Here is a 21,909-nt window from a genome sequence, read left to right as displayed (position 1 = left end):
GACCTTCTGCGCGTCTTTTGGCCGAGGAGGCTCAGGCTTTCAGTGCCTTCCCCATGAGCCTCGTCGTCCAGATCGAGACGCGGCGGCCCTTAACGGACCGCCGCGCGCCGTGTCTTAGCGGATGATGTCGAAGCTATAGTCCGACTTGGCGGGCACGTTGGTGTTGCGGTCGATCTCGTCGAAGATCTTGTCGAGGATCGTGACCAGCACGTTGAGGCCGCCCTGATAGCCCCACACCGGGTAGCGGTGCTTGTGGTGGCGATCGAAGATCGGGAAGCCGATGCGGATCAGCGGCGTGCCGGTGTCGCGCTCAAGATACTTGCCGTAGGTGTTGCCGATCAGGAAATCGACCGGCTCGGTGAACAGCAGCGAGCGCATGTGCCAGAGATCCTTGCCGGGATACACTTGGCAGTTCTTGCCGAACGGCGAGGAGTCGAACACGGCCTGGACCTTCTCGGCCCAGTCCTTGTTGCCGTTGGTGGCGAGCACGTGGGTCGGCTCGGCGCCGAGCTCGAGCAGGAACGCGGCGAGGCCGAGGCAGAGATCCGGATCGCCGTAGATCGCGAACTTCTTGCCGTGGATGTGGGCGCTGGAGTCGGCGATCGCGTCGACCAGGCGGCCGCGCTCGAGCGCGAGCTGCTCCGGAATCTCCTTGCCGGTGATGCGTGACAGCGCCATCACGAAGGCGTCGGTGCCGGTCACGCCGACCGGATGGTTGAAGGAGACGACCTCCTGGCCGTGGTTCTTGATGAACGGCAGGGTCTTCTCGGTGCAGAAGTGCTGCATCGAGATCGTCGCCTTGGCGTGAATCGCGTTGGCCGCGTCCTCCAGCGTGGTGCCGCCATCATACATACGGAACTCGCCGTCGGTCGGCGTGTCGAACACGTTCGAATTGTCGCCGAGGATCGTGTACTCGATCCCCATCGCCTCGAAGATGTGCTTCACTTCCTTGATGTTGCCGACGGTGTAGCCATCGAAACCGCCGATGAAGTTGATCTTCTCGTTGGGAACGCGCTCCAGCTTCGGCGCGGTGCCGGCCTTGCCGTCCCAGAAGTGCTCGAGAATGCCCTTCATTGCATTGTCGTAGCCGGTGACATGGCTGCCGACGAAGGCAGGCGTATGGGCGAAAGGCACATCGAACTCGGCGGGAACCGAGCCCTTCTCCTTGGAGGTCTTGATGAAGGCGTTGAGGTCGTCGCCGATGACTTCCGCCATGCAGGTGGTGGAGACCGCGATCATCGACGGCTTGTACATGTTGTAGGCGTTGGCGAGGCCGTCGATCATGTTGTTGAGGCCGCCGAAGACGGCTGCGTCCTCGGTCATCGACGACGACACGCAGGAGCTCGGCTCCTTGAAGTGGCGCGACAGATGGCTGCGATAGTAGGCAACGCAGCCCTGCGAGCCGTGCACGAACGGCAGCGTCTTTTCGAAGCCGACGGCAACGAACACGGCGCCGAGCGGCTGGCAAGCCTTCGCCGGGTTGACGGTCAGCGCCTCGCGGGCGAAATTCTTCTCGCGATATTCGGGTGTCTTGGCCCATTCGCGGATGCGCTCGACCTCGGCGGGATCGCGCGGATTCTCGAACATCTTCTTCTTGTTCGCCAGCATCTGCTGGTATTCGGGACCACGGAAAAGCTCGAAGTGATCGAGCACATGTTCGGCACTCTGCGTCATGGGATAACCCTCTCTATGTTCCTGTGTCGATCAGGGAGCACTGGCTCTCCGCCGAAGGAGAGCCAGGCCGTGGGCGGTGGTGCTTACTCGGCTGCCTGAAGCAACGGCTTGGGCGCCTGCTTCCAGGGCGCCTTGGCCATCTTCCAGACCGGCGAGTTGATGGCCATGTCCATGTCGCGGGCGAAGATCGCGAACCCGTCATAGCCATGGTAGGGACCCGAGTAGTCCCAGGAATGCATCTGGCGGAACGGTACGCCCATCTTCTGGAACACGTACTTTTCCTTGATGCCCGAGCCGACCAGGTCCGGCTGGACCTTCTCGACGAACTTCTCGAACTCGTAGCCGGTGACGTCGTCGTAGATCAGCGTGCCGTCCTTGACGTAGTGCTGAGCGGTGCGCTGATAGTCGTCGTTGTGGCCGAACTCATAGCCTGTGCCGACGACCTCCATGCCGAGATCCTCGTAGGCGCCGATCACGTGGCGCGGACGCAGACCGCCGACGAACAGCATCACGGTCTTGCCTTCGAGGCGCGGCCGGTACTTGGCGATCACGGCGTCCATCAGGGGCTGGTACTTGGCGATGACTCGCTCGGCACCTTCCTTGATCTTGTCGTCGAAATAGCTGGCGATCTTACGCAGCGATTCGGCGATCTTGCTCGGTCCGAAGAAGTTGTATTCGCACCACGGAATACCGTACTTCTCTTCCATGTGGCGCGAGATGTAGTTCATCGAGCGGTAGCAATGCAGCACGTTGAGCTTCGCCTTCGGCGTCGCCTCGAGCTCTGCCAGCGAGCCGTCGCCCGACCACTGGGCGATCACGCGCAGGCCCATCTCCTCGAGCAGGATGCGGGACGACCAGGCGTCGCCACCGATGTTGTAGTCGCCGATGATCGCGACGTCGTAGGCCGACGGCTCGAAGCGCGGCGCGGCATCGGCCGGGAGCTTGTCGAACACCCAGTCCCGGATCGCGTCGTTGGCGATATGGTGACCCAAGGACTGGGAGACGCCGCGGAAGCCTTCGCAACGCACGGGGACGATGGTCTTGCCGTCATACTCCTTCGACTTGACCTTGGAGACGGCCTCGATGTCGTCGCCGATCAGGCCGATCGGGCATTCCGACTGCACGGTGATGCCGTTGTTCAGCGGGAACAGCTCCTGGATCTCGTCCATGATCTTGGCGAGCTTCTTGTCACCGCCGAAGACGATGTCCTTCTCCTGGAAGTCGGAGGTGAACTGCATCGTCACGAAGGTGTCGATGCCGGTCGTCCCGATGTAGTAGTTGCGGCGCGCCGCCCAGGAGTACTGGCCGCAGCCGACCGGGCCATGGCTGATGTGGATCATGTCCTTGATTGGGCCCCACACCACGCCCTTCGAGCCGGCGTAGGCGCAACCGCGGATGGTCATGACGCCGGGGATCGACTTGATGTTCGACTTGACGCCGCAATCCGACTTGCCGTTCTCATGCACGTTGAGATGCTTGGCGCGGCGCTTGGCGGTCTTTTCCGGATAGACCTTCAGGACCTCGGCGATCAGTTCCTTGTTGCGCGCCTTGATCTCGGCGACGCTTTGTTTCTCGGTGACGCTCATCTGGCTTTCCTCGATGATCGGTTGCGGAGGTGATCCGGCCCTTGGAGATGAAGGGCCGGAGCACCGGTGGCGGTTACGCCGTTGCGGCGAGTTCGGCGGCAGTCTTTCCGATCTGGGTTTCGTCGACGGCCTTCATGATGCCGTGCTCCATCAGCATGTCCTCGAGCTCGTCCATCGTGATCGGGGTCGGGATGATGCCCTTGCCGCCGTTGTTGTGGATCTTCTGCGCCAGCGAGCGGTAGTGCCCGGCCTGGACCGAATCCGGCGCATATTCCAGCACGGTCATGCGGCGCAGCTCGGCGTGCTGCACGATGTTGTCGCGCGGCACGAAGTAGATCAGCTGGGTGCCGAGCTTCTTGGCGAGAGCCTCCGCCAGCTCCAGCTCCTTGTCGGTCTGACGCTCGTTGCAGACCAGGCCGCCCAGGCGCACGCCGCCGGAATTCGCATATTTCAGGATGCCCTTGGAGATGTTGTTGGCGGCATACATCGCCATCATCTCGCCGGACATCACGATGTAGATTTCCTGCGCCTTGTTCTCGCGGATCGGCATCGCGAAGCCGCCGCACACGACGTCGCCGAGCACGTCGTAGGACACGTAGTCGATGTCCTCATAGGCGCCGTTCTCTTCCAGGAAGTTGATCGAGGTGATGACGCCGCGGCCGGCGCAGCCGACGCCCGGCTCCGGACCGCCGGACTCGACGCAGCGGATGTCGCGATAGCCGACCTTCATGACCTCCTCGATCTCGAGGTCCTCGACGCTGCCGGCGGCAGCAGCCAGGCTCAGGATCGTGTCCTGCGCCTTGGCGTGCAGGATCAGGCGGGTCGAATCCGCCTTGGGGTCGCAGCCGACGATCAGGATCCGATGACCCATCTCGGCGAGCGCCGCGAGCGTGTTCTGCGACGTCGTCGATTTGCCGATGCCGCCCTTGCCGTAGAATGCGATTTGTCGAAGTGATGACATTCTGCTCTCCATCAACCGATTGCCAATGTCCCGCATGCGCCTTGCATCGCGAGACCGCGTCCTCTCTCCAGAACCGGCAGACGGGTTATTGGGAAGGAGAGCATCGCTCGTCCGAAGCGTCGGCGTGCACTCAGCCCTCAACCATTGCCTGAGCCCAGTTTTGCAACGGCTGTGCCAGAGCTTTGGAATCGTTAAAAAGGCCATGTTTTGAAAGAGATGCGGCCAAGCTCGGCGCTAGGATGGACTTGTTGCAAATCCGACATCGGGGGTTTTCACCCGACGCTCCCGCGCCGTGCTGTCCGAAACGACACATGCCGCCGCGGCTCCGAGCGGCGCTTCCGTAGAGAACACCGCGGAGCGCTCGCGGGGGGCCGGTCAGGAGCGGCGGTACGGAGTTTGCTTGATGCAGATCAAACCCGCTTTCGAACGGGCCAGCAGGAGTACTTTTGATGGCGAGCAAGGCGCGCGTCTTTGTCATTGAAGCCGATCAGGTGATCCGCTCGGCGCTCGGCTACATTCTCAGTGAGCGTCACGAGACCTTCACCTTCGCGGAGACCGCCGACGCTTTGACCAAGGCGGCACGGACCTCGCCCGACGCCGTCCTCATCGGGATGAGCATCCTGGAGGACGACGGCGCCGAGACGGTCGGCATGCTCGCCCGGAAGATGCATCAGGCCGGCATCATCGTGGTCGCGGGATCGCCCCGGTCGCCGCTCGCGCTGGCCGGCCTGCGGCAGGGCGCGGAAGCCATCATCGCCAAGCCGATCACCTTCGACGGGGTCACGCACGCGGTCGATTCCGTGCTGGCGCGGCGCGGCAGCGAGCCTGACATGACGGCATAGCTGGCCCCGCATCTACGGAGATCGGCCGATGACGAGGAGAGGATGATGTTGAGGATGACCCAGACTGCGACGCCGGGGATACCGGACATCGAGGACATCGTCGAGAATTTCGCGCTGCTCGACGACTGGGACGACCGCTACCGCTACGTGATCGAGCTCGGCCGCGGCCTGCCGCCGCTGCCTGACGCCGACCGCAATGATGGCAACAAGGTGCAGGGCTGCACCAGCCAGGTCTGGCTCGCCACCGCCGTGCGGCACGACGCCGCCGCGCCCGTGCTGCATTTCGTCGGCGACAGCGACGCGCACATCGTGCGTGGCCTGGTCGCGATCCTCCTGGCGATGGTCTCCGGCCGCACCGCGCCGGACGTTCTCGCCGCCGATCCGATCGCCCTGTTCGAGAAGCTGGGCCTGCGCGAGCATCTCACGCCCCAGCGCTCCAACGGCTTCCGCTCGATGGTCAGCCGCATCAAGGCCGATGCGCAGGCGGCGATGGCTGCGGCGGCGTAGGTTTTGATTTGTTGCTTTGATGAAGCCGCTATAGCGCGGCACATTCAGTCTTCGCCTCTCCCCGCGTGCGGGGAGAGGCCGGATTGCATCGAAGATGCAATCCGGGTGAGGGGGACTCTCCGCGAGTCTGGTGCGTGTGGAGAGTCCCCCTCACCCCAACCCTCTCCCCGCAAGCGGGGCGAGGGAGCGCACCGCCAGCTTGGCGAATGCTCGATTCCAACTCGCCAGATGCGAGTCAGTAGGAACTCTGCCAGGACAGAGCGAGTGCTCTTAAGAGAAAAACTCCTGTGCCTTCTTCAGCGCACGGACCAGCACATCCACCTCTTCGCGCGTGTTGTACATCGCGAACGACGCGCGGCAGGTTGCGGTGACGCCAAAACGCTCCAGCAGCGGCATGGCGCAATGGGTGCCGGCGCGGACCGCGACGCCGGAGCGGTCGATGACGGTGGCGAAGTCGTGGGCGTGGGCGCCCTGCATCTCGAACGAGACGATCGCGCCCTTGTCGGCGGCGTTGCCGATGATGCGCAGCGAGTTGATTTCGCGCAGCTGCTCGGTGGCGTAGGTGACGAGATCATGCTCATGCGCCGCGATGCGCTGCTTGCCGATCGAGGCAACGTAGTCGATCGCGGCGCCGAGCCCGGCGGCCTCCACGATCGGCGGCGTGCCCGCCTCGAAGCGGTGCGGCGGATCGCCATAGGTGACCCGGTCCCGCGACACCTCGCGGATCATCTCGCCGCCGCCGTTGAACGGCGGCATCGCCGCCAGCAGCTCACGCTTGCCGTAGAGCGCGCCGATGCCGGTCGGGCCATAGATCTTGTGCCCGGTGATGCAGTAGAAGTCCGCGTCGAGATCCCTGACGTCGACCTCCATGTGCACGGCGGCCTGGGAGCCGTCGATCAGCACCGGAATGCCGCGGTCATGCGCGATGCGGATGACCTCCTTGACCGGGACCACCGTGCCGAGCACGTTCGACATCTGCGTCATCGCCACCATCCTGGTGCGCGGCGTCAGCAGCTTCTCGAATTCGTCGAGCAGGAAGTTGCCGTCGCCGTCGACGGGAGCCCATTTGATCACGGCGCCCTGCCGCTCCCGGAGGAAATGCCAGGGGATGATGTTGGCGTGGTGCTCCATGATCGACAGCACGATCTCGTCGCCCGGCCCGATCCGCTCGCGCCCGAAGGTCTGCGCCACCAGATTGACCGCCTCGGTGGCGCCGCGCGTGAAGATGATCTGCTCCGGACTTTCGGCATTGAGGAACGCCGCGACCTTGGCGCGGGCGCCCTCGTAGGCCTCGGTGGCGGCGTTCGCGAGATAATGCAGGCCGCGATGCACGTTGGCGTATTCGGACGTGTAGACCTGGTTCATCCGGTCAAGCACCGCCTGCGGCTTCTGCGCTGACGCGGCGTTGTCGAGATAGACCAGCGGCTTGCCGTGGACCTGCATGCCGAGGATCGGGAAATCCGCGCGGATGCGGCCAACGTCGTAGCCGCTTCCCTGCACCGCTGCATGCATCACCTACTCCCGTTGTCCGAGCCAGCCCAGCATCGCCTCCGTCAGCGCCGCCCGCACGCTCTCATTGGCAGCGCCCTCGATGATCTCGCCGACGAAGGCCTGGATCAGCAGCGCCTTGGCTTCCTTCGGCGGAATGCCGCGCGCCATCAGATAGAACAGCAGCTCGTCATCGATCGCGCCGGTCGTGGTGCCGTGGCCGCATTGCACATCGTCGGCGAAGATTTCGAGCTCCGGCTTGCTGTCGGCTTCGGCCTCGTCGGACAACAGCAGCGCCCGTGACATCATCTTGGCGTCGGTCTTCTGCGCGCCGGGGCTGACCGTGATCTTGCCCTGGAACACCGCGCGCGCGGTGTCGCCGACGACAGCCTTGAAGGTCTCGCGGCTCTGGCAGTTCTCGGCGGCATGCTCGATCGCCAAGGTCGTGTCGGCATGCTGGGCGCCGGACAGCAGCGATCCGCCGCGGATGTCGGCTACGGTGCCCTCGCCCGCGATGTGCACGAACAGCTGGCTGCGCACCAGGCTGCCACCGGCGACGAAGCCGAGCTGATTGAAGGTCGCGCGCGCGCCGATATTGGCGAGCAGCGAGGAGATGTGCAGCGCGCTGTTGCCCTCCCGGGTCACCTTGACATGGTCGATCCGCGCCTCGTCGCCGACGACGAGCTGCATCGCGGTGTTGACCTGATATTCGCTGCCGTCGGGCCCCTGATGCGACTCGACGATGGTGGCGCTGGCCCCAGTTCCGATATTGACCAGCGACCGCGTGTACATCGAGGTTGCGACCCAGTTCGTCGTGACGAACGCGACGTGGATTGGCCGGCTCAGCGCCGTGCCCGGCGCCACCAGGATCACGACGCCATTGGCAGCCAGCGCGGTGTTGAGCGCCAGCGCCGGATCGTCGTCCGGCACGACCGGACCGAGCCGCTGCGACAGCAGCGGCTTGTCGGCCGCGAGCGCGTCGGCCATCGGCTGGATGGTGAGGCCGGGCCCGAGATCGGCGAGGTCGGACAGCTCGGGCACGAAGGCACCGTCAACGATCATCAGCTTGCGGAAGCCAGTGCCCGCGAACAGGTCGCTCGCCTCGCGCGCCTTGGTCTTGGCGGCGTCATCGGGCAGCGAGGCCAGCCGCTTGGCCTCCTTCATCTGCGTGCGCAGATCGGTGTAGCGCCACGCCTCGACGCGCCGATGCGGCAGGCCGACCGCGTTGAAGCGGTCAAAAGCGGCGGCGCGCACCGCCGTGATCTCCTCGCCGCCCGGCAGATAACGGCGGGCGCCCTGGTACAGATCGGCCAGCCCGAGCTCGGCCTTGGTCTTGCGGATCGCGACGCCCATGCTCGTGCTCCGCCCTACGCCGCTTCGCTCTGATACTGGGCGTAACCGGTCGCCTCGAGCTCGCGCGCGAGGTCCGCGGTCCCGGTGCGGACGATGCGGCCCGCCGCGAAGACGTGAACGATGTCGGGCACGATGTAGTCGAGCAGCCGCTGATAGTGGGTGATGACGATCATGCCCCGCTCGGCCGAGCGCAGCGCATTGACGCCGCTGGCGACGACCTTCAGCGCGTCGATGTCGAGACCGGAATCGGTCTCGTCGAGCACGCAGAGCGAGGGCTGCAGCAGCGCCATCTGCAGGGTCTCGTTGCGCTTCTTCTCGCCGCCGGAGAAGCCGACATTGAGCGGCCGCTTCAGCATGTCGGCGTCGATGTTGAGCGTCTTGGCGATCTCGCGCACGCGCTTGATAAGATCCGGCGACGACAGCTCCTCTTCGCCGCGCGCCTTGCGCTGGGCGTTGAAGGCGGCCCGCAGGAACGTCAAGGTCGCGACACCCGGGATCTCCAGCGGATATTGGAACGCCAGGAACACGCCCTTGGCGGCGCGCTCATCGGCCTCCATTGCCAAGAGGTCCTCGCCGTTGAGATAGACCTCACCGGCGGTGACCTCGTAGCCGGGCTTGCCGGCGAGCACGTAGGACAGCGTCGACTTGCCGGCACCGTTCGGCCCCATGATGGCGTGGATCTCGCCCTTGTTCACGGTCAGGTCCAGGCCCTGGATGATCTTCCGTCCGCCGGCGATCTCGGCATGGAGCCCCTTGATTTCGAGCAAGGCCGTCATCGAACACTCCTTGTGATGTTGTCGCCGCGCGACGCCGTCATCCAACCGAACCTTCCAGCGAGATCGAGATCAGCTTCTGCGCCTCGACCGCGAACTCCATCGGCAGCTGCTGCAGCACGTCCTTGACGAAGCCGTTGACGACGAGCCCAACCGCCTCTTCCTGCGACAGACCGCGCTGGATGCAGTAGAACAGCACGTCCTCAGAGATCTTGGACGTCGTCGCCTCGTGCTCGAACACCGCCGACGAGTTCTTGGCCTCGATGTAGGGTACGGTGTGCGCGCCGCATTTGTCGCCGATCAGCAGCGAATCGCAGGCGGTGAAGTTGCGGGCGCCAGAGGCCTTGCGATGGGCGCTGACGAGGCCGCGATAGGTGTTCTGCGACTTTCCGGCGGCGATGCCCTTGGAGATGATCCGGCTCGACGTGTTCTTGCCGAGATGGATCATTTTGGTGCCGCTGTCGACCTGCTGGAAGCCGTTGGAGATCGCGATCGAGTAGAACTCGCCGCTGGAATTGTCGCCGCGCAGGATGCAGCTCGGATATTTCCACGTGATCGCCGATCCCGTCTCGACCTGGGTCCAGGAGATCTTGGAATTGGTGCCGCGGCAGTCGCCGCGCTTGGTGACGAAATTATAGATGCCGCCGACGCCCTCCGAATTGCCAGGGTACCAGTTCTGCACCGTCGAGTACTTGATCTCGGCATCATCCAGCGCGACCAGCTCGACCACGGCGGCGTGCAGCTGGTTCTCGTCGCGCTGGGGTGCCGTGCAGCCCTCGAGATAGGAGACGTAGGCACCCTTGTCGGCGATGATCAGCGTGCGCTCGAACTGGCCGGTGTTGCGCTCGTTGATGCGGAAATACGTGGACAGCTCCATCGGGCAGCGCACGCCCGGCGGGATGTAGACGAACGAACCGTCGGAGAACACCGCCGAGTTGAGCGTCGCGAAATAATTGTCGGTCGTCGGCACGACCGTTCCGAGATATTTCTGCACCAGGTCCGGATGCTCGCGCAGCGCCTCGGAGATTGGCATGAAGATCACGCCGGCCTTCTTCAGCTCCTCCTTGAAGGTCGTCGCCACCGAGACCGAATCGAACACGGCATCGACCGCGATCTTGCTGCGCGGCGTGGCCGCCTCGCCATCGGCGTCGGCTTCCGCGCCTCCAGCCGGGCGCTCGACGCCTTCGAGGATCTCGACCTCGCGCAGGGGAATGCCGAGCTTCTCGTAGGTCTTGAGGATCTCCGGGTCGATCTCGTCGAGCGAGGCCACCTTCTTCTTCGGCTTCGGCGCCGCGTAGTAATAGAGATCCTGATAGTCGATCTTCGGGTATCCGACACGCGCCCAGCTCGGCTCCGTCATGGTCAGCCAGCGGCGATACGCCTCCAGCCGCCATTCCAGCATCCAGGCCGGCTCGTTCTTCTTGGCCGAGATGAAGCGGATGGTGTCTTCCGACAGCCCCTTCGGAGCCTTCTCGGATTCGATGACGGTCTCGAACCCGTAGCGATATTGATCGACGTCGATGCCCTTGACCCGATCAATGGTCTCCTGAACCGCTGCCATCTCTCACTCCGCTTGCAATGTTTCCGCCGCGGCCCGCGTCAAGCGGGGACGCAGGTGTCCGGCACCGGACAGACGGCGGCGCATTGCGGCGCATCGAAGTGGCCCTCGCACTCCGTGCACTTCTTCGGATCGATGATGTACATGTCGTTCTTGAGCCGAATGGCCGCATTCGGGCACTCGAACTCGCAGGCCCCGCAGACCGTGCATTGTGAGGCGATGATCTTGTAGGCCATGTGCAGCTCCCCGCGATCCGTGCGACATCGAGCGATGTCATTCGCGCGATATCTTTCAAGCGCCGTGCCAGAGAGCATTTGGTTGATTTCTAAGGAGGATTCTAAACGTCGCAGGTCGCGGCGAGCTGTCGCTCTCCCGACAGCATGTCGCAAGTGCGACAGGGCGGGAGCAGCGTGTCGTCGGAGTCGAGGTCTCACTGCGCAATTGTCCGATGTCACCTCGCGCGCGAACGCCGGTCGTGACCCAGGTCGCTCCTCCGTCATTCCGGGGCGTGCGCAGCACGAGCCCGGAATCCACCGTGCGGCAGATCGCGCGGCGAAATGGATTCCGGCTCGTCGCGCTTCGCGCGCGTCGCCCCGGAATGACGGAGGAGATTGGGGCAACGCCGGAGCGTCAAAGTCCAAACGAAGAAGGGCGCGCTACCGCGCGCCCTTCGATCCCATCAAGCCGCCACCGCTCAGAACCGCTTGACCTCGATGTTGTGCTTCTTCAGCGCGTAACCGATCTGACGCGGCGTGAGGCCGAGCAGGCGGGCGGCCTTGGCCTGGACCCAGCCGGACCGCTCCATCGCCTGCACGATTCGGTCGCGCTCCGGCACGGCGCCGCCCTCCGAACTATCGGAATACTCGCCGTCATCGGCATCGATCGCCGGCAACTCGACGGGAGCCTCGACCGGCGCCGAGGTCCGCGGCAGGATCGGCAGCGGCACGATCGGCTGGCCGCGCGGCGGCGGCGGGGTCACCGTGTTGCCCTTCCACAGGATCGCCGACATGCACTCGTTGCGGCTGCAGGCGAAGTCGTCCATACCGATCGCCGAGCCCGTCGCCATGGTCGCGGTCCGTTGCACGCAGTTCTCCAGCTCGCGCACGTTGCCGGGGAAGCCGCAATGCATCAGCACCTCGATCGCGCTGACGTCGAACGTCAGATCGCGCTCGTTCTCGCAATTGAAGCGGCGCAGGAACTCGCGCGCCAGCTGCGGAATGTCGCTGCGACGCTCGCGCAGCGGCGGCAGTTTGATGGGCACCACGCTGATCCGGTAGTAGAGGTCGGCGCGGAACTCGTTGCGCGACACCGCCTCCTCGAGGTTGCGGTTGGTGGCGGTGACGATGCGGACATCGACCTTGATGGTCTGGTTGCCGCCGACGCGCTCGAACTCCTGCTCCTGCAACACCCGCAAGAGCTTGGCCTGGAACGCCGGCGAGATCTCGCCGATCTCGTCGAGGAACAAGGTGCCCTTGTCGGCCAGCTCGAAGCGGCCTTTGCGCGCGTTGATCGCACCGGTGAAGGCGCCCTTCTCGTGGCCGAACAGCTCCGACTCCAGCACCGTCTCCGGCAATGCGGCGCAGTTGATCTTGATGAACGGCCGCTTCGCGCGATTGGACAGTTCATGGATCGCCTTCGCCACCAGCTCCTTGCCGGTGCCGGATTCGCCCCGCAACAGCACCGGCGCATTCGACTTGGCGACGACGTTGATCTTTTCCAACAGTGCGCGCAGCGCCGGGCTGTCGCCGACGATGCCGTCGACCAGCACCTTCTTGCGATCCTTCGGCGCCGGCTTCAGCTCCGACAGCTCCTTCTGCAGCCGGTGGCTTTCCGCCATCAGCCGCTCGCGGTCCCGCGCGACGACCCGATGAAGCTTGATGGTCTGGCCGATCAGGTTGGCGACCATGGTCAGAAAGCGGACGTCGGAATCGAGCCGGAACACGGCGCGGCCGTCCCAGACACGGTCGATCGTCAGCGTGCCGACGACGCGCTGGTCGATGCGGATGGGAACGCCGAGGAAGGAGACGCGGGTGTCGGCGCAGGCGCCGAGCGTGACCGCGTCGGCGGCGCTGAAGGCGGGATGATCGGCGACGTTCTCCGCGATCAGCGGCACGGCGGTGGCGACGATCTGGTCGATCGCCTTCTGCGGCAGACGTTCGCGATAGCGCTGATCGCTGCCTTCGCTCCACCCGGCCCCGACTGCGAGATCGGGAATGCCGTCATCGGCGAGCAGCGACACCACGCCGTGGCGCATCTGCATGAAGGACTGCAGCAGGTTGACGACGTTGGCGAGGGTGATCTCCAGCCGCGTCGGCGCGGCGAGGATTTTCGAGATTTCGAAAATTCCGGTCAGCGCGATCTCGCTGAGCGGGATCGGCACGGCGTTGGACCTGACGTCCTGAGCTTCGACCTGACGTGTTTCCGTTTGGACCATGGTCGCTTCTCTGATCGTCACGAACGCCTTGGTGAAGCCGCCCGTGATTGTAGGTGTTCTAACATCCTCCCTTAACTGCAGATGATTGTCGTGCCTAACTTTGCTGCATTGCCGCAGAAGTAGTGTGCAACGGACAGGCCAGAAAAGCTGCAGGCTTTCATGATGTTAACAAATTAGTTTACACCCGTCGCGATGCGTGCATTGCACGTCCGCACGGGCGGCAAAACGGTGCGCCTGACGATTTCGCGTTGTCTACTCGACACCTGATAGCTGCGCATCCGCCGGCCTGTTTGCGACCGGATCGCAACGGACGACACCTGAACACCAACTTTCCACTTGCGGCCCGCCGCTCGTCTCCTTGCGGCCAGCCACGGCATGACGCGTTCACATCCGCGTGTCGGCCGCGCGCGGCGGTGATCAACCTAGAGGTGCTGCCCCCCATTGATCTGAATCTCCTCGCCGGTCACGTAGCTCGCCGCATCCGAGCACAGGAAGAACAGCACCTTGGCGACCTCTTCCGGCGCGCCGATCCGGCGCATCGGAATCAGCGGCGAGAACCGCGCCTCGGTCTCCGGCGACACCATCTCGGTCTTGATCTCGCCTGGGGCGATGGCGTTGACGCGGATGCCATGCGGCGCGAAATCGTGCGCCATCTCGCGGGTCAGGCAGGCGAGCGCCGCCTTCGAGGTCGCATAGGCAGTGCCCGCAAACGGATGGACGCGGGTGCCGACGATCGACGTCACGTTGACGACCGCGCCCTGCCCGCGCTTCAGCTCCTCGAACAGCCCGCGCGCGAGCAGGATCGGTCCGAGAAAGTTGACGTGAAAGACGGTCATCCAGGTCTCGACCGAGGTCGCGAGCGAATCCAGCCGGCCACCGTCCTCGGCCTTCGGCGAGATCGCCGCATTGTTGATCAAGGCATGCAGCGGCGCGCCGTCGAGCCGCTGCTTGATGTCGACAATCGCACGCGGGATCGCCTTGCGATCGCTGAGATCGACCTGGACGTGGTTGTCGGGACCGGCGTCCCACGGACAGCGGCCGCCGTCGAACGGCTGGCGCGAGCAGGTGATGATGCGCCAGCCGGCGTCGGAGAAAAGCTTTGCGGTCGCATGACCGATGCCGCGCGAGCCGCCGGTCAGCACGAGCGTTTTCTGCTCGGCGCGCGCGGGCCGCTCGGCGGCCGCCACGTCTCGATGGAACGGGCACGCCGCGATGGTCTGAGCCGCCTCCATGACGGGTTCGCGGACGTCCTGGTCGAGATCGAGGCTCACCTCATCCGTCCTGATCCTGCGCCGCAACGCCACCAGGACGCCGGCTGCCAAGCTTCGGCTGCTGCCTTTACCTCAGACGTGATCTGGGCGCAGGCTCCGTAACGATCGGAAATACCAGGGGTATCGCCATGCGCCGGTTGTGCAGATTCCGGGCCAGCGAAAACGGCGGGCAAAGCAGCTTTTCCTGTCGGGTTCGCGACAGATTGGCGGGTTCTGGACACATCCAGCGTCGGCTTTTGTGCCGCGTCCTTTGCAGGACCTTCACAGAGCGATCGTTTTCAGAACGATGCCTGATGGTCCAACTCTTGCTCGACGGATCTGATCATTCGAACTGGAAGACCGCTTGTCAGTCGCACGACCGACAGCCACGAGACGCCAACACCGTATGGACCAGGACATGGGGACGAATGCAGTGCGCTTCGCCGTGGTCCTCGGGACCAACGATGTCGCGTCGGCGATCGGCGTGCATCTGCATCGTGCGGGCTTCTGCGTGGTGCTGTCGCATGATCCCAATCCGCCGGTCATGCGCCGTAAGATGGCGTTTCACGACGCCCTGTTCGGCGACACGGTCCGCATCGAGAACGTGACGGGCGAGCGCATCGAGAGCACGATGGAGGTGTTCAAGGCGCTCGGCAATCCCCGGCACGTCCTTGTCACTCCACTCGGGTTGCTCGATCTCCTGCCGGTCCGTACCATCGACGTCCTGATCGACGCGCGGATGCAGAGGCGCGCGGTGACCCCGAATTTGCGCGGCATGACGCGGCTCTCGATCGGCATCGGTCCGGGCTTCTCGCCATCAGCCAATTGCGATATCGTAATCGAGACTCGGCCGGGCCGGCTCGGCCAGATCGTGCGCGAGGGCTGGACGCTGGCAACGGATGACGTCGGCGCGCTCGTCGGTGTCGAGCGCCTGGTGCATTCGCCGCATGAGGGCCGATGGCATACCCCGATCGAGATCGGCACGCGCATCTACAAGGGCTTCGTGATCGGCCATCTCTCCGGCGCACCGGTCACGGCCCCCTATGACGGCATCCTGCGCGGCATCGTCCGCGACGGCAGCGACGTGCCGGCCGGCGTCGCGCTCGCCGAGATCGATTCCCGCGGCCGTCATGCGCAGTGGACCGGGATCGATGCGCAGGGACAGGCGCTCGCCCAGGCGACGTTGGCCGCAATACGGCTGCACGCCGCGAACCGCATCGGGACGACCGCAAGCGTGCCCGCGCATCAGGTCGCTTCGAACGATTCTGACTAGCCCGCGCCGTGCGCGCCGACCTTGGCATCCCGGTTGCTTATCGTTTGCAGGAGCGAGCAACAGCCATGATCATCTGTTCCTGCAACGTCATCAGCGACACGGCCATTCGCGACATCGTCACGGCGGCCGACATCGTCTTCGGCTCGCCGGCGCAAGTGTATGATTGTCTCGGCTGCACGGTCCAATGCGGCCTCTGCTCGCGCTCGGTGAAGCGGATTCTCGACGAGCGGCAGGGTGATACGGCCGCTGCGGCGGTGTGGCCGGTGCAGGCCGAGCCCGCGCCGTGCGCGATGATGTCCGCCGCGTAGCACCGGCATGCGTATGACGTGCCGACGCACGGACTTGTCGGATATCGGACAAATGCGACAGCAGACGACGTGCACTGGTCCTCAGATGAACGGCTTGCCGCCGGTGACGGCGACCGTCGTCCGCCGGGGCGGCGTTCCTGCCGCCGCGGCGCGCGGATCGCGCGGAACGTGAGCACACCGCGCGCATTGCCCTGATGCGAACAGCGAGAGGATCAGGCGATGGCAAAAGACCTCCCCATCAACGGACGCGAGCCCGACCGCTCGGAGGACGACATCCAGCGCGATCAGCTCGGCCCGCGCGGCGTGCCGGGCGCGAAGGATCCGGCGAAGATGACGCCGCAGCGCGACAAGAAGACGCCGGATGATGTCGATCCGGGTCACACCGCGTGACGGCACGGGTCCCCGTCAACGGAGAGACGCCTTCATCTCGGCGTTGTTCATCTCATCCTTGCTGAGGCGATACGGACCATGGTCCCGGCTGCGGCCGGCCCCTCCCTCCTTCCCTTGAAGGGCAGAGAGAGGCAGCGCTGCGGCTCGCAACGACGGCCGGGTTGAACGAGGCCTTCCTCGACACTGCCGGAGTTCATCGATCGCGCGAGAGCGGCCACCTCCGCCCACCTCAATGCGTTTTGCTCTCGCCCCACTTCTCGAGGTCCTTCGCCGCTTCCGAGCGCTGCTCCTTCTCGGGCTTCTCGGCCCAGGGCTTGTCGGTCTGCTTCATCGAGCCCCAGTCGCTTTCCTGGCGCGGATCGTCCTTCGGCGTTTCCTTGCTCATCAGTTCGTCCTTTTTTCTGCTCGCACTCACCCCGGCAGGATCGTCGGCGGCGGCGCCGTCGCCTCGTCGTGAAGCTCGCTCATCTCGCCGATCTCACGCTCGGCCTGATACCAGAACTCATCCTCGCGGCCGTCAGGCCGGCCGGCCTGCTCCCAGAGCTGGTGAGCGCGCCTGCGAATCCTCTCCTGAAGTTCAGTGTCGCTGGTCCGGTCCATGGTTCTCCCTCGCATGAGGCTGCGTCGGCGGCGTGACCTTGCGTGGCAATCATCCGAACGAGACGAAGTTCCAAGGCACGGCGCGCACGGGCGATCCGCCGCAGCGGCGCGGCGAGAGAACGCGGCGCACCGCCTCTTCAGCTCAGATTGCCCGGCATGAAGCAGCGGATGGAAGTGCCGAGCGATCCCTTGATCGGCCACACCATGGTGCGCCCGGCACGGTTGGGCTCCGTGATGACGGCATCGTCCGGCACGACGATCCATTGACCGTCGAGCCGCACCCGGTAATGCGTGCCTTCGAGGTCCCAATCCGGATCGGACACCGCGAAGCCGTCGGCGTCCGAACAGCACGGGCCGCGACCGCTTCTGAGGCTGTCGAACCAGCCCTTGAGCGGCGAGTTGGCGTAGCGGCCGTCGTCACGCGCGACGGCATTGTGGAACGACAGCGCGGCCAGCAGGGCTGCGCCGCTCAGCACAGGCAAGGTTCTGGACATCTGATCACCGCGAGCTGCCGGCGCGTGCTCCGGATTGCGGCTCACGCCCATCGCAAGTAGCTCGTTGAATGCGCCGTCCGATCGTTGGTTCCTAGCCCACGGCTCACGCTGCGTCCGCCGGCACCATGGCCTCGATCGTGACGCCCGTGCCGGTAGAAGCCACCGTCAGCGTGCCGCCGAGCGCCAGCAGCCGCTCGCGCATGCCGGTGAGGCCGAATCCGAGCTTGTGCTCCGGGCTGAACCCGCGGCCGTCGTCGCGGACGCGCACCCGCGTGTAGCTGCGGCGATGACCGGCCGTGGTCTGCTGCAGCGGCTCGATGGTGACGTCGACCGTGGTGGCCTCGGCGTGGCGGAACACGTTGGTCAGCGCTTCCTGCACCACCCGGTAGATCGTCAGCTCCGCCGTCTCATTGCTGCGCGCGACCGTTTCGGTGAACTTGGTCTCGATCGCGACCTCGGGCCGCGACTCCCGCCACAGCCGCACCAATGCGCCGAGCGCTTCGCGCAGGCCCAGCTCGGCGAGACCGACGGGCCGCAGCCGCTCGAGGATGCGGCGGTTGAACTGCTGCACGGCGTTGACCTGGTCGAGGATCGCCTGGCCGTGCCGGCGCATCGCCGCGACGTCGAGCGTCGCAGCGTCCGGCAAGCGCATCAGCGCGCTGGCATGGGCGCGCAGCGCGAACAGATGCGGCCCGAACTCGTCGTGCAGCTCGCGCGCGATCTCCTTGCGCTCGTGGTCCTGCAGCGACACCGTGCGCTCGGCCAGGCGACGCTTCTCCTCCACCGCCTCACCGAGCGCGCCGGCGAGATGGTTGAGCTTGGCGCAGAGCGCCGCGAGCTCGGGCGCGCCGCCCGGCTTGACGCGGGTATCGTAGGCGCCGGCCTCGATCTGGCTCATCGCGTCCGACAGATCCGAAAGCGGCGCCAGCGCGCGACCCACCACGAGCATGGTGATCGCAAACAACGCCAGCCCGACCAGCGAGCCGACGACGAGCTGGGTGACGATGCCGTCCCAGATCTCCGCGATCTCGTCGTCGGGGTGCGACGTGATCACCAACGTTTCGCTCCGCCCCGCGACGATGACCGGCATGCTCACCGAGGTCTTGTCGGGATGCACCAGTGCGATGAACCATGCCGGCGCCGCGCGGCCGACGCCCGGAGAGGGCGGCGTCTGCGCCGGCATGCCCTGCCGCCTCACGCTGACGTGACGAAGCTGTCGGAGATCGCCGACGATCCGATCGAGGCGCGCGCTCGGATCCGGCGCGTCGTTGACCTCGTCCATGATGGTCTCGACGAAGGCCCGCGTCAGGCGGATGACGCTCTGGTCCTCCGCCAGCACGCGCGGCGCCGCCTCCAGCACGAGACGGCCGATGTTGATGGCGAGGCCCAGCGTCAGCAGCAGCGCCAGCAGCACGTTGATGCGGGTCCGCAACGACCAATTCTGCCACATTCTCTCCGCCCCACGGCCACCGTGTTTCATACGCACTCACATTGACAGACAAATCCGCCGGCGATCTAATTGCAACATCATGCAATATCGCGCAGCATGCATCCATGATGCATCGCAACAATGACGCGAGTTGGAAGTCCGGGACCCCAAGGCCATGCGCGTACTGATCGTCGATGACCATCCCATTGTGGCATCAGGCTGCCGGGCCCTGCTCTCGACCGATCCGGACCTCGAGCTGCTCGAAGCCGCCGATGCCGAGAGCGGCGAAGCCAGCTTCATCGCGCGCCGGCCGGACGTCTGCGTCGTCGACATCAACCTGCCGACCGTCTCCGGCTTCGAGCTCGCGCGGCGCATCCTCGCCCACGATGCCAATGCCCGGTTGATCATGTTCAGCATGAACGACGATCCGGTGTTCGCCGCGCGCGCCATCGACATCGGCGCCAAGGGCTACGTCTCGAAGAGCGGCGATCCGAACGATCTCGCCGAGGCGATCCGCGAGGTCGCCCGCGGCGGCAGCTATCTGCCGCCTGCGATCGCGCGCAGCATCGCCTTCGCGGGCGCCGCGGTCGCGCAGAGCCCGCTGGCGAAACTGACCTCGCGGGAGCTCGAGATCCTTCGCCTGCTCAGCGCCGGCAAGAGCCTGTCGGAGATTGCCTGGCTGATCCACTCGTCCTACAAGACCGTCGCCAACACCTCCTCGATCATCCGCCAGAAGCTCGGCGTGCGAACATCCGGCGAGTTGGTGCGTTTGGCGATCGAGAACGGCGTCGCTTGACTCGTCCCGATTGAACGACGCAGCCTGACACGCGTTGGCGGCACGCGCGCCAGCGGCCCGACATCATTGCCGAACAGGTGATCCCATGACCCTCACGACCGTCTCCCAGAACAAGTCCCATGGCGGCGTCCAGGGCGTCTACCGCCACGCCAGCCAGGAGACCAAGACCGAGATGACGTTCTCGGTGTTCGTGCCGCCGCATGCCGACGGCGCGAAGCTGCCGGTCGTCTGGTATCTCTCCGGCCTGACCTGCACCCACGCCAACGTCACCGAGAAGGGCGAGTTTCGTGCCGCCTGCGCCGAGCTCGGCCTGGTCTTCGTGGCGCCCGACACCTCGCCGCGCGGCGACGGCGTGCCGGGCGATCCCAACAATGCCTATGATTTCGGCCTCGGTGCCGGCTTCTATGTCGACGCGACCGAGGCGCCGTTCGCGAAGAACTACCGGATGTGGAGCTACGTCACCGAGGAGCTGCCGAGCGTGGTCGCGGCGAACTTCCCGGTCGATCCGCGCCGCCAGTCGGTGATGGGCCACTCGATGGGCGGCCATGGCGCGCTCACGGTGGCGCTGCGCAACCCGGACCGCTACCGCGCGGCCAGCGCGTTCTCGCCGATCGTCGCGCCCTCGCAGGTGCCGTGGGGCGAGAAGGCCTTGGGCGGCTATCTCGGCGCCGACAAGGCGGCGTGGCGCAAGCACGACGCGGTGGCGCTGATCGAGGACGGCGCGCGCGTCTCCGACCTGCTGGTCGATGTCGGCACCGCCGATCAGTTCCTGACGCAGCAGTTGCGCCCGGAGCTGCTCAAGGCGGCCTGCGACAAGGCCCACATCCCGCTGCTGCTGCGCAAGCAGGAGGGCTACGACCACAGCTACTACTTCATCTCGACCTATATGGCCGATCATCTGCGCTGGCACGCGGCGCGGCTCGCACGCTGATATCAGCCGCGGCCGTGATTTGCCCGACGGGTGCGATGACGCGCCCGTCGAGGCGATCTTGTCGTGCCCGGTGCCCGGATTCCACGTGCGCGACGACGGGGATTTCGCTCGGCGCCACAAGGCGATCCCAGTGTCCAGCCCGGCGGCGACAAAAATTTCACTTTCGTTTTTCCGGAAATCGTGATTGTCTAGCGCCATCCCGCCTCGTCGAGAGGGCGTATCGCGGTCGTCACGAACGTGGAGGTGGGATGCGGTGGACGCCGGCGGCGCGCAGCATGCTCAGGGCATCACATGCCCCGTGAGAGCGTGCGGACGAACGCGTCACGGCGTACGGCCAAGTCGCGTGGTCCTGGCATCCCGATGCCGATGCCCCCGCGGCGGCGCGCTCACAGCGTGTCGTCGCGCACGGTGACCAGAACGCCCGGCGCACCGGGGAGAACGCGAAGCAACCGTTAAGACCATCCGCGCAGGGAGGGCCGGGATGTCCCAGCCGAACCTGTGGTACCTGCCGCCTGCATTTCTTGTCGCAGGCGGGCCATGGGGGCGGCAGGCTCCCGGCCTTCCCTGCGCCTCTTGTTTTCCAAGGGGCGACCGGCACGCAAAGCTCGGGCGTCATCCGCCGCGAGAATGCACCGTCATATCTCGTCGGCTACTGCGCCTGCGGCGCGCCGTAGTTCGGCGCCAGCAGGCGGTTGCGGACCAGCCAAGCCATGGTGCGCGTCCAGGATTCGTCGGTGTTGCCGCGCATATCCGCAGTCATCGCCGCGACCGGCTTGCCGGTGTGAACGTCGCGCAGATAGATGTTCATGTTGAGGATGAGATTGGAGACCTTCTGCACCGTCCCGGTGATGGCGAGATCGGCGCCGATGTCGCCCGCGAGCTTGACGTCGCAGCCGCCGCAAGCCTGCAGATTGCTGTGGTGCGCCGCATCGTTGACGGGAGCGATGTCGAGCACGCGAAAACGTCCGGAGTCCTGCAGCGCCGCGCGCAGTTGCTCCGCCGCATGCGCCAGCCTGTTCTGCTCGTCCTGGCGCGGGCCCTGCACCTCGCCCTGCAGGCTCGTGTCGATCAGCTCGAAGTCGAACACCGCCACCTTGGTCGGCTCGGCATGCACTGATGTCGCAGACATCAGGATCAGGAACGCGGGGAGAACGGCAGGTTTCAAGGTCGTGATCCGAAATGACGCGACAGCGGCCAAAAGTGGGGTTGAAAGCTAGGCCAATTCGTTCATCTTGCAAGGCGAAACCTCGCCGGACAAGGAC

22 protein-coding genes are annotated in these 21,909 nt (G+C 65.4%); 7 read left to right on the top strand and 15 right to left on the bottom strand.

Annotated features, from left to right (window positions below; all coding sequences use genetic code 11):
- Positions 1-114: 114 nt before the first annotated feature.
- The 3 genes from nifK to nifH form a co-directional block, all read right to left on the bottom strand.
- A complete protein-coding gene (gene nifK, locus QW887_RS22720) occupies positions 115-1,674 on the bottom strand; it encodes a nitrogenase molybdenum-iron protein subunit beta (RefSeq protein ID WP_315713159.1) in 1,560 nt (519 codons plus the stop codon).
- 83 nt (positions 1,675-1,757) lie between these two features.
- A complete protein-coding gene (gene nifD, locus QW887_RS22715) occupies positions 1,758-3,260 on the bottom strand; it encodes a nitrogenase molybdenum-iron protein alpha chain (RefSeq protein ID WP_315713160.1) in 1,503 nt (500 codons plus the stop codon).
- 73 nt (positions 3,261-3,333) lie between these two features.
- The gene (gene nifH, locus QW887_RS22710; protein ID WP_315713086.1) at positions 3,334-4,221 is read right to left on the bottom strand and encodes a nitrogenase iron protein; all 888 of its coding nucleotides are present in this window, start codon (positions 4,219-4,221) and stop codon (positions 3,334-3,336) included.
- Between the two features lie 449 nt (positions 4,222-4,670).
- Between nifH and QW887_RS22705 the strand changes: the two genes are divergently transcribed.
- Positions 4,671-5,063: a response regulator gene (locus QW887_RS22705; RefSeq protein ID WP_315752834.1), complete on the top strand. Its 393-nt coding sequence runs from the start codon at positions 4,671-4,673 to the stop codon at positions 5,061-5,063.
- Between the two features lie 45 nt (positions 5,064-5,108).
- Entirely contained in the window at positions 5,109-5,570 is a 462-nt protein-coding gene (locus QW887_RS22700; RefSeq protein WP_315752833.1) for a SufE family protein, read from the top strand.
- 270 nt (positions 5,571-5,840) lie between these two features.
- Here the strand turns inward: QW887_RS22700 and QW887_RS22695 are convergent, their stop codons facing one another.
- The 7 genes from QW887_RS22695 to QW887_RS22665 all read right to left on the bottom strand — a co-directional run bounded on the left by QW887_RS22695 (position 5,841) and on the right by QW887_RS22665 (position 14,447).
- Complete coding sequence (locus tag QW887_RS22695; RefSeq protein WP_316183908.1) at positions 5,841-7,082, bottom strand: cysteine desulfurase; 1,242 nt, start codon at positions 7,080-7,082, stop codon at positions 5,841-5,843.
- Positions 7,083-7,085: 3 nt separating this feature from the next.
- Positions 7,086-8,411, bottom strand: coding sequence for a Fe-S cluster assembly protein SufD (sufD, locus tag QW887_RS22690; protein WP_316183909.1), 1,326 nt, complete (start codon positions 8,409-8,411; stop codon positions 7,086-7,088).
- 14 nt (positions 8,412-8,425) lie between these two features.
- Positions 8,426-9,187, bottom strand: a complete 762-nt coding sequence (sufC, locus tag QW887_RS22685; RefSeq protein WP_315752830.1) for a Fe-S cluster assembly ATPase SufC — start codon at positions 9,185-9,187, stop codon at positions 8,426-8,428.
- Between the two features lie 37 nt (positions 9,188-9,224).
- Positions 9,225-10,745, bottom strand: a complete 1,521-nt coding sequence (sufB, locus tag QW887_RS22680; protein WP_315768880.1) for a Fe-S cluster assembly protein SufB — start codon at positions 10,743-10,745, stop codon at positions 9,225-9,227.
- A gap of 38 nt (positions 10,746-10,783) precedes the next feature.
- A complete protein-coding gene (locus tag QW887_RS22675; protein WP_008961670.1) occupies positions 10,784-10,978 on the bottom strand; it encodes a 4Fe-4S dicluster domain-containing protein in 195 nt (64 codons plus the stop codon).
- Between the two features lie 458 nt (positions 10,979-11,436).
- Positions 11,437-13,176 (bottom strand): nif-specific transcriptional activator NifA, encoded by a 1,740-nt coding sequence (nifA, locus tag QW887_RS22670; protein ID WP_315752828.1) that lies wholly within the window; start codon positions 13,174-13,176, stop codon positions 11,437-11,439.
- A 422-nt stretch (positions 13,177-13,598) separates the two neighbouring features.
- Entirely contained in the window at positions 13,599-14,447 is an 849-nt protein-coding gene (locus tag QW887_RS22665; protein WP_316184299.1) for an SDR family oxidoreductase, read from the bottom strand.
- A 397-nt stretch (positions 14,448-14,844) separates the two neighbouring features.
- On the opposite strand from QW887_RS22665, the gene QW887_RS22660 reads away from it, so the two are divergent.
- The 3 genes from QW887_RS22660 to QW887_RS22650 all read left to right on the top strand — a co-directional run bounded on the left by QW887_RS22660 (position 14,845) and on the right by QW887_RS22650 (position 16,397).
- Positions 14,845-15,699, top strand: a complete 855-nt coding sequence (locus QW887_RS22660; RefSeq protein ID WP_316195013.1) for a xanthine dehydrogenase — start codon at positions 14,845-14,847, stop codon at positions 15,697-15,699.
- A gap of 65 nt (positions 15,700-15,764) precedes the next feature.
- The gene (locus QW887_RS22655) at positions 15,765-16,007 is read left to right on the top strand and encodes a bacterioferritin-associated ferredoxin (protein ID WP_315752825.1); all 243 of its coding nucleotides are present in this window, start codon (positions 15,765-15,767) and stop codon (positions 16,005-16,007) included.
- Between the two features lie 219 nt (positions 16,008-16,226).
- Positions 16,227-16,397: a hypothetical protein gene (locus QW887_RS22650; protein ID WP_315713176.1), complete on the top strand. Its 171-nt coding sequence runs from the start codon at positions 16,227-16,229 to the stop codon at positions 16,395-16,397.
- Between the two features lie 229 nt (positions 16,398-16,626).
- On the opposite strand, the gene QW887_RS22645 is transcribed toward QW887_RS22650, so the two are convergent.
- The 4 genes from QW887_RS22645 to QW887_RS22630 all read right to left on the bottom strand — a co-directional run bounded on the left by QW887_RS22645 (position 16,627) and on the right by QW887_RS22630 (position 18,941).
- Positions 16,627-16,782 carry a hypothetical protein gene (locus QW887_RS22645; protein WP_008961662.1) on the bottom strand — a complete coding sequence of 52 codons (156 nt, stop codon included), beginning with the start codon at positions 16,780-16,782 and terminating at the stop codon, positions 16,627-16,629.
- Positions 16,783-16,808: 26 nt separating this feature from the next.
- Positions 16,809-16,997: a DUF2934 domain-containing protein gene (locus QW887_RS22640; RefSeq protein WP_315713177.1), complete on the bottom strand. Its 189-nt coding sequence runs from the start codon at positions 16,995-16,997 to the stop codon at positions 16,809-16,811.
- 137 nt (positions 16,998-17,134) lie between these two features.
- Complete coding sequence (locus QW887_RS22635; protein WP_315713178.1) at positions 17,135-17,491, bottom strand: hypothetical protein; 357 nt, start codon at positions 17,489-17,491, stop codon at positions 17,135-17,137.
- A gap of 103 nt (positions 17,492-17,594) precedes the next feature.
- Positions 17,595-18,941 carry an ATP-binding protein gene (locus QW887_RS22630; protein ID WP_315768888.1) on the bottom strand — a complete coding sequence of 449 codons (1,347 nt, stop codon included), beginning with the start codon at positions 18,939-18,941 and terminating at the stop codon, positions 17,595-17,597.
- Positions 18,942-19,095: 154 nt separating this feature from the next.
- Here QW887_RS22630 and QW887_RS22625 point away from each other — a divergent pair, with 154 nt between their 5' ends.
- Both QW887_RS22625 and fghA read left to right on the top strand, forming a co-directional pair.
- Positions 19,096-19,716: a response regulator transcription factor gene (locus tag QW887_RS22625; RefSeq protein ID WP_315713180.1), complete on the top strand. Its 621-nt coding sequence runs from the start codon at positions 19,096-19,098 to the stop codon at positions 19,714-19,716.
- Positions 19,717-19,801: 85 nt separating this feature from the next.
- Positions 19,802-20,647, top strand: a complete 846-nt coding sequence (gene fghA, locus QW887_RS22620) for an S-formylglutathione hydrolase (protein ID WP_315752820.1) — start codon at positions 19,802-19,804, stop codon at positions 20,645-20,647.
- A gap of 649 nt (positions 20,648-21,296) precedes the next feature.
- Here the strand turns inward: fghA and QW887_RS22615 are convergent.
- The gene (locus QW887_RS22615; RefSeq protein ID WP_315752900.1) at positions 21,297-21,776 is read right to left on the bottom strand and encodes a DUF3280 domain-containing protein; all 480 of its coding nucleotides are present in this window, start codon (positions 21,774-21,776) and stop codon (positions 21,297-21,299) included.
- Positions 21,777-21,909: the final 133 nt, after the last annotated feature.

The sequence above is a fragment of the Bradyrhizobium sp. SZCCHNRI3052 genome, assembly GCF_032484895.1.
In the GTDB taxonomy this organism is placed as follows: domain Bacteria; phylum Pseudomonadota; class Alphaproteobacteria; order Rhizobiales; family Xanthobacteraceae; genus Bradyrhizobium.
The sequence above is the reverse complement of the archived record's forward strand: the minus strand, read 5'-3'. Positions and strand labels throughout refer to the sequence as shown.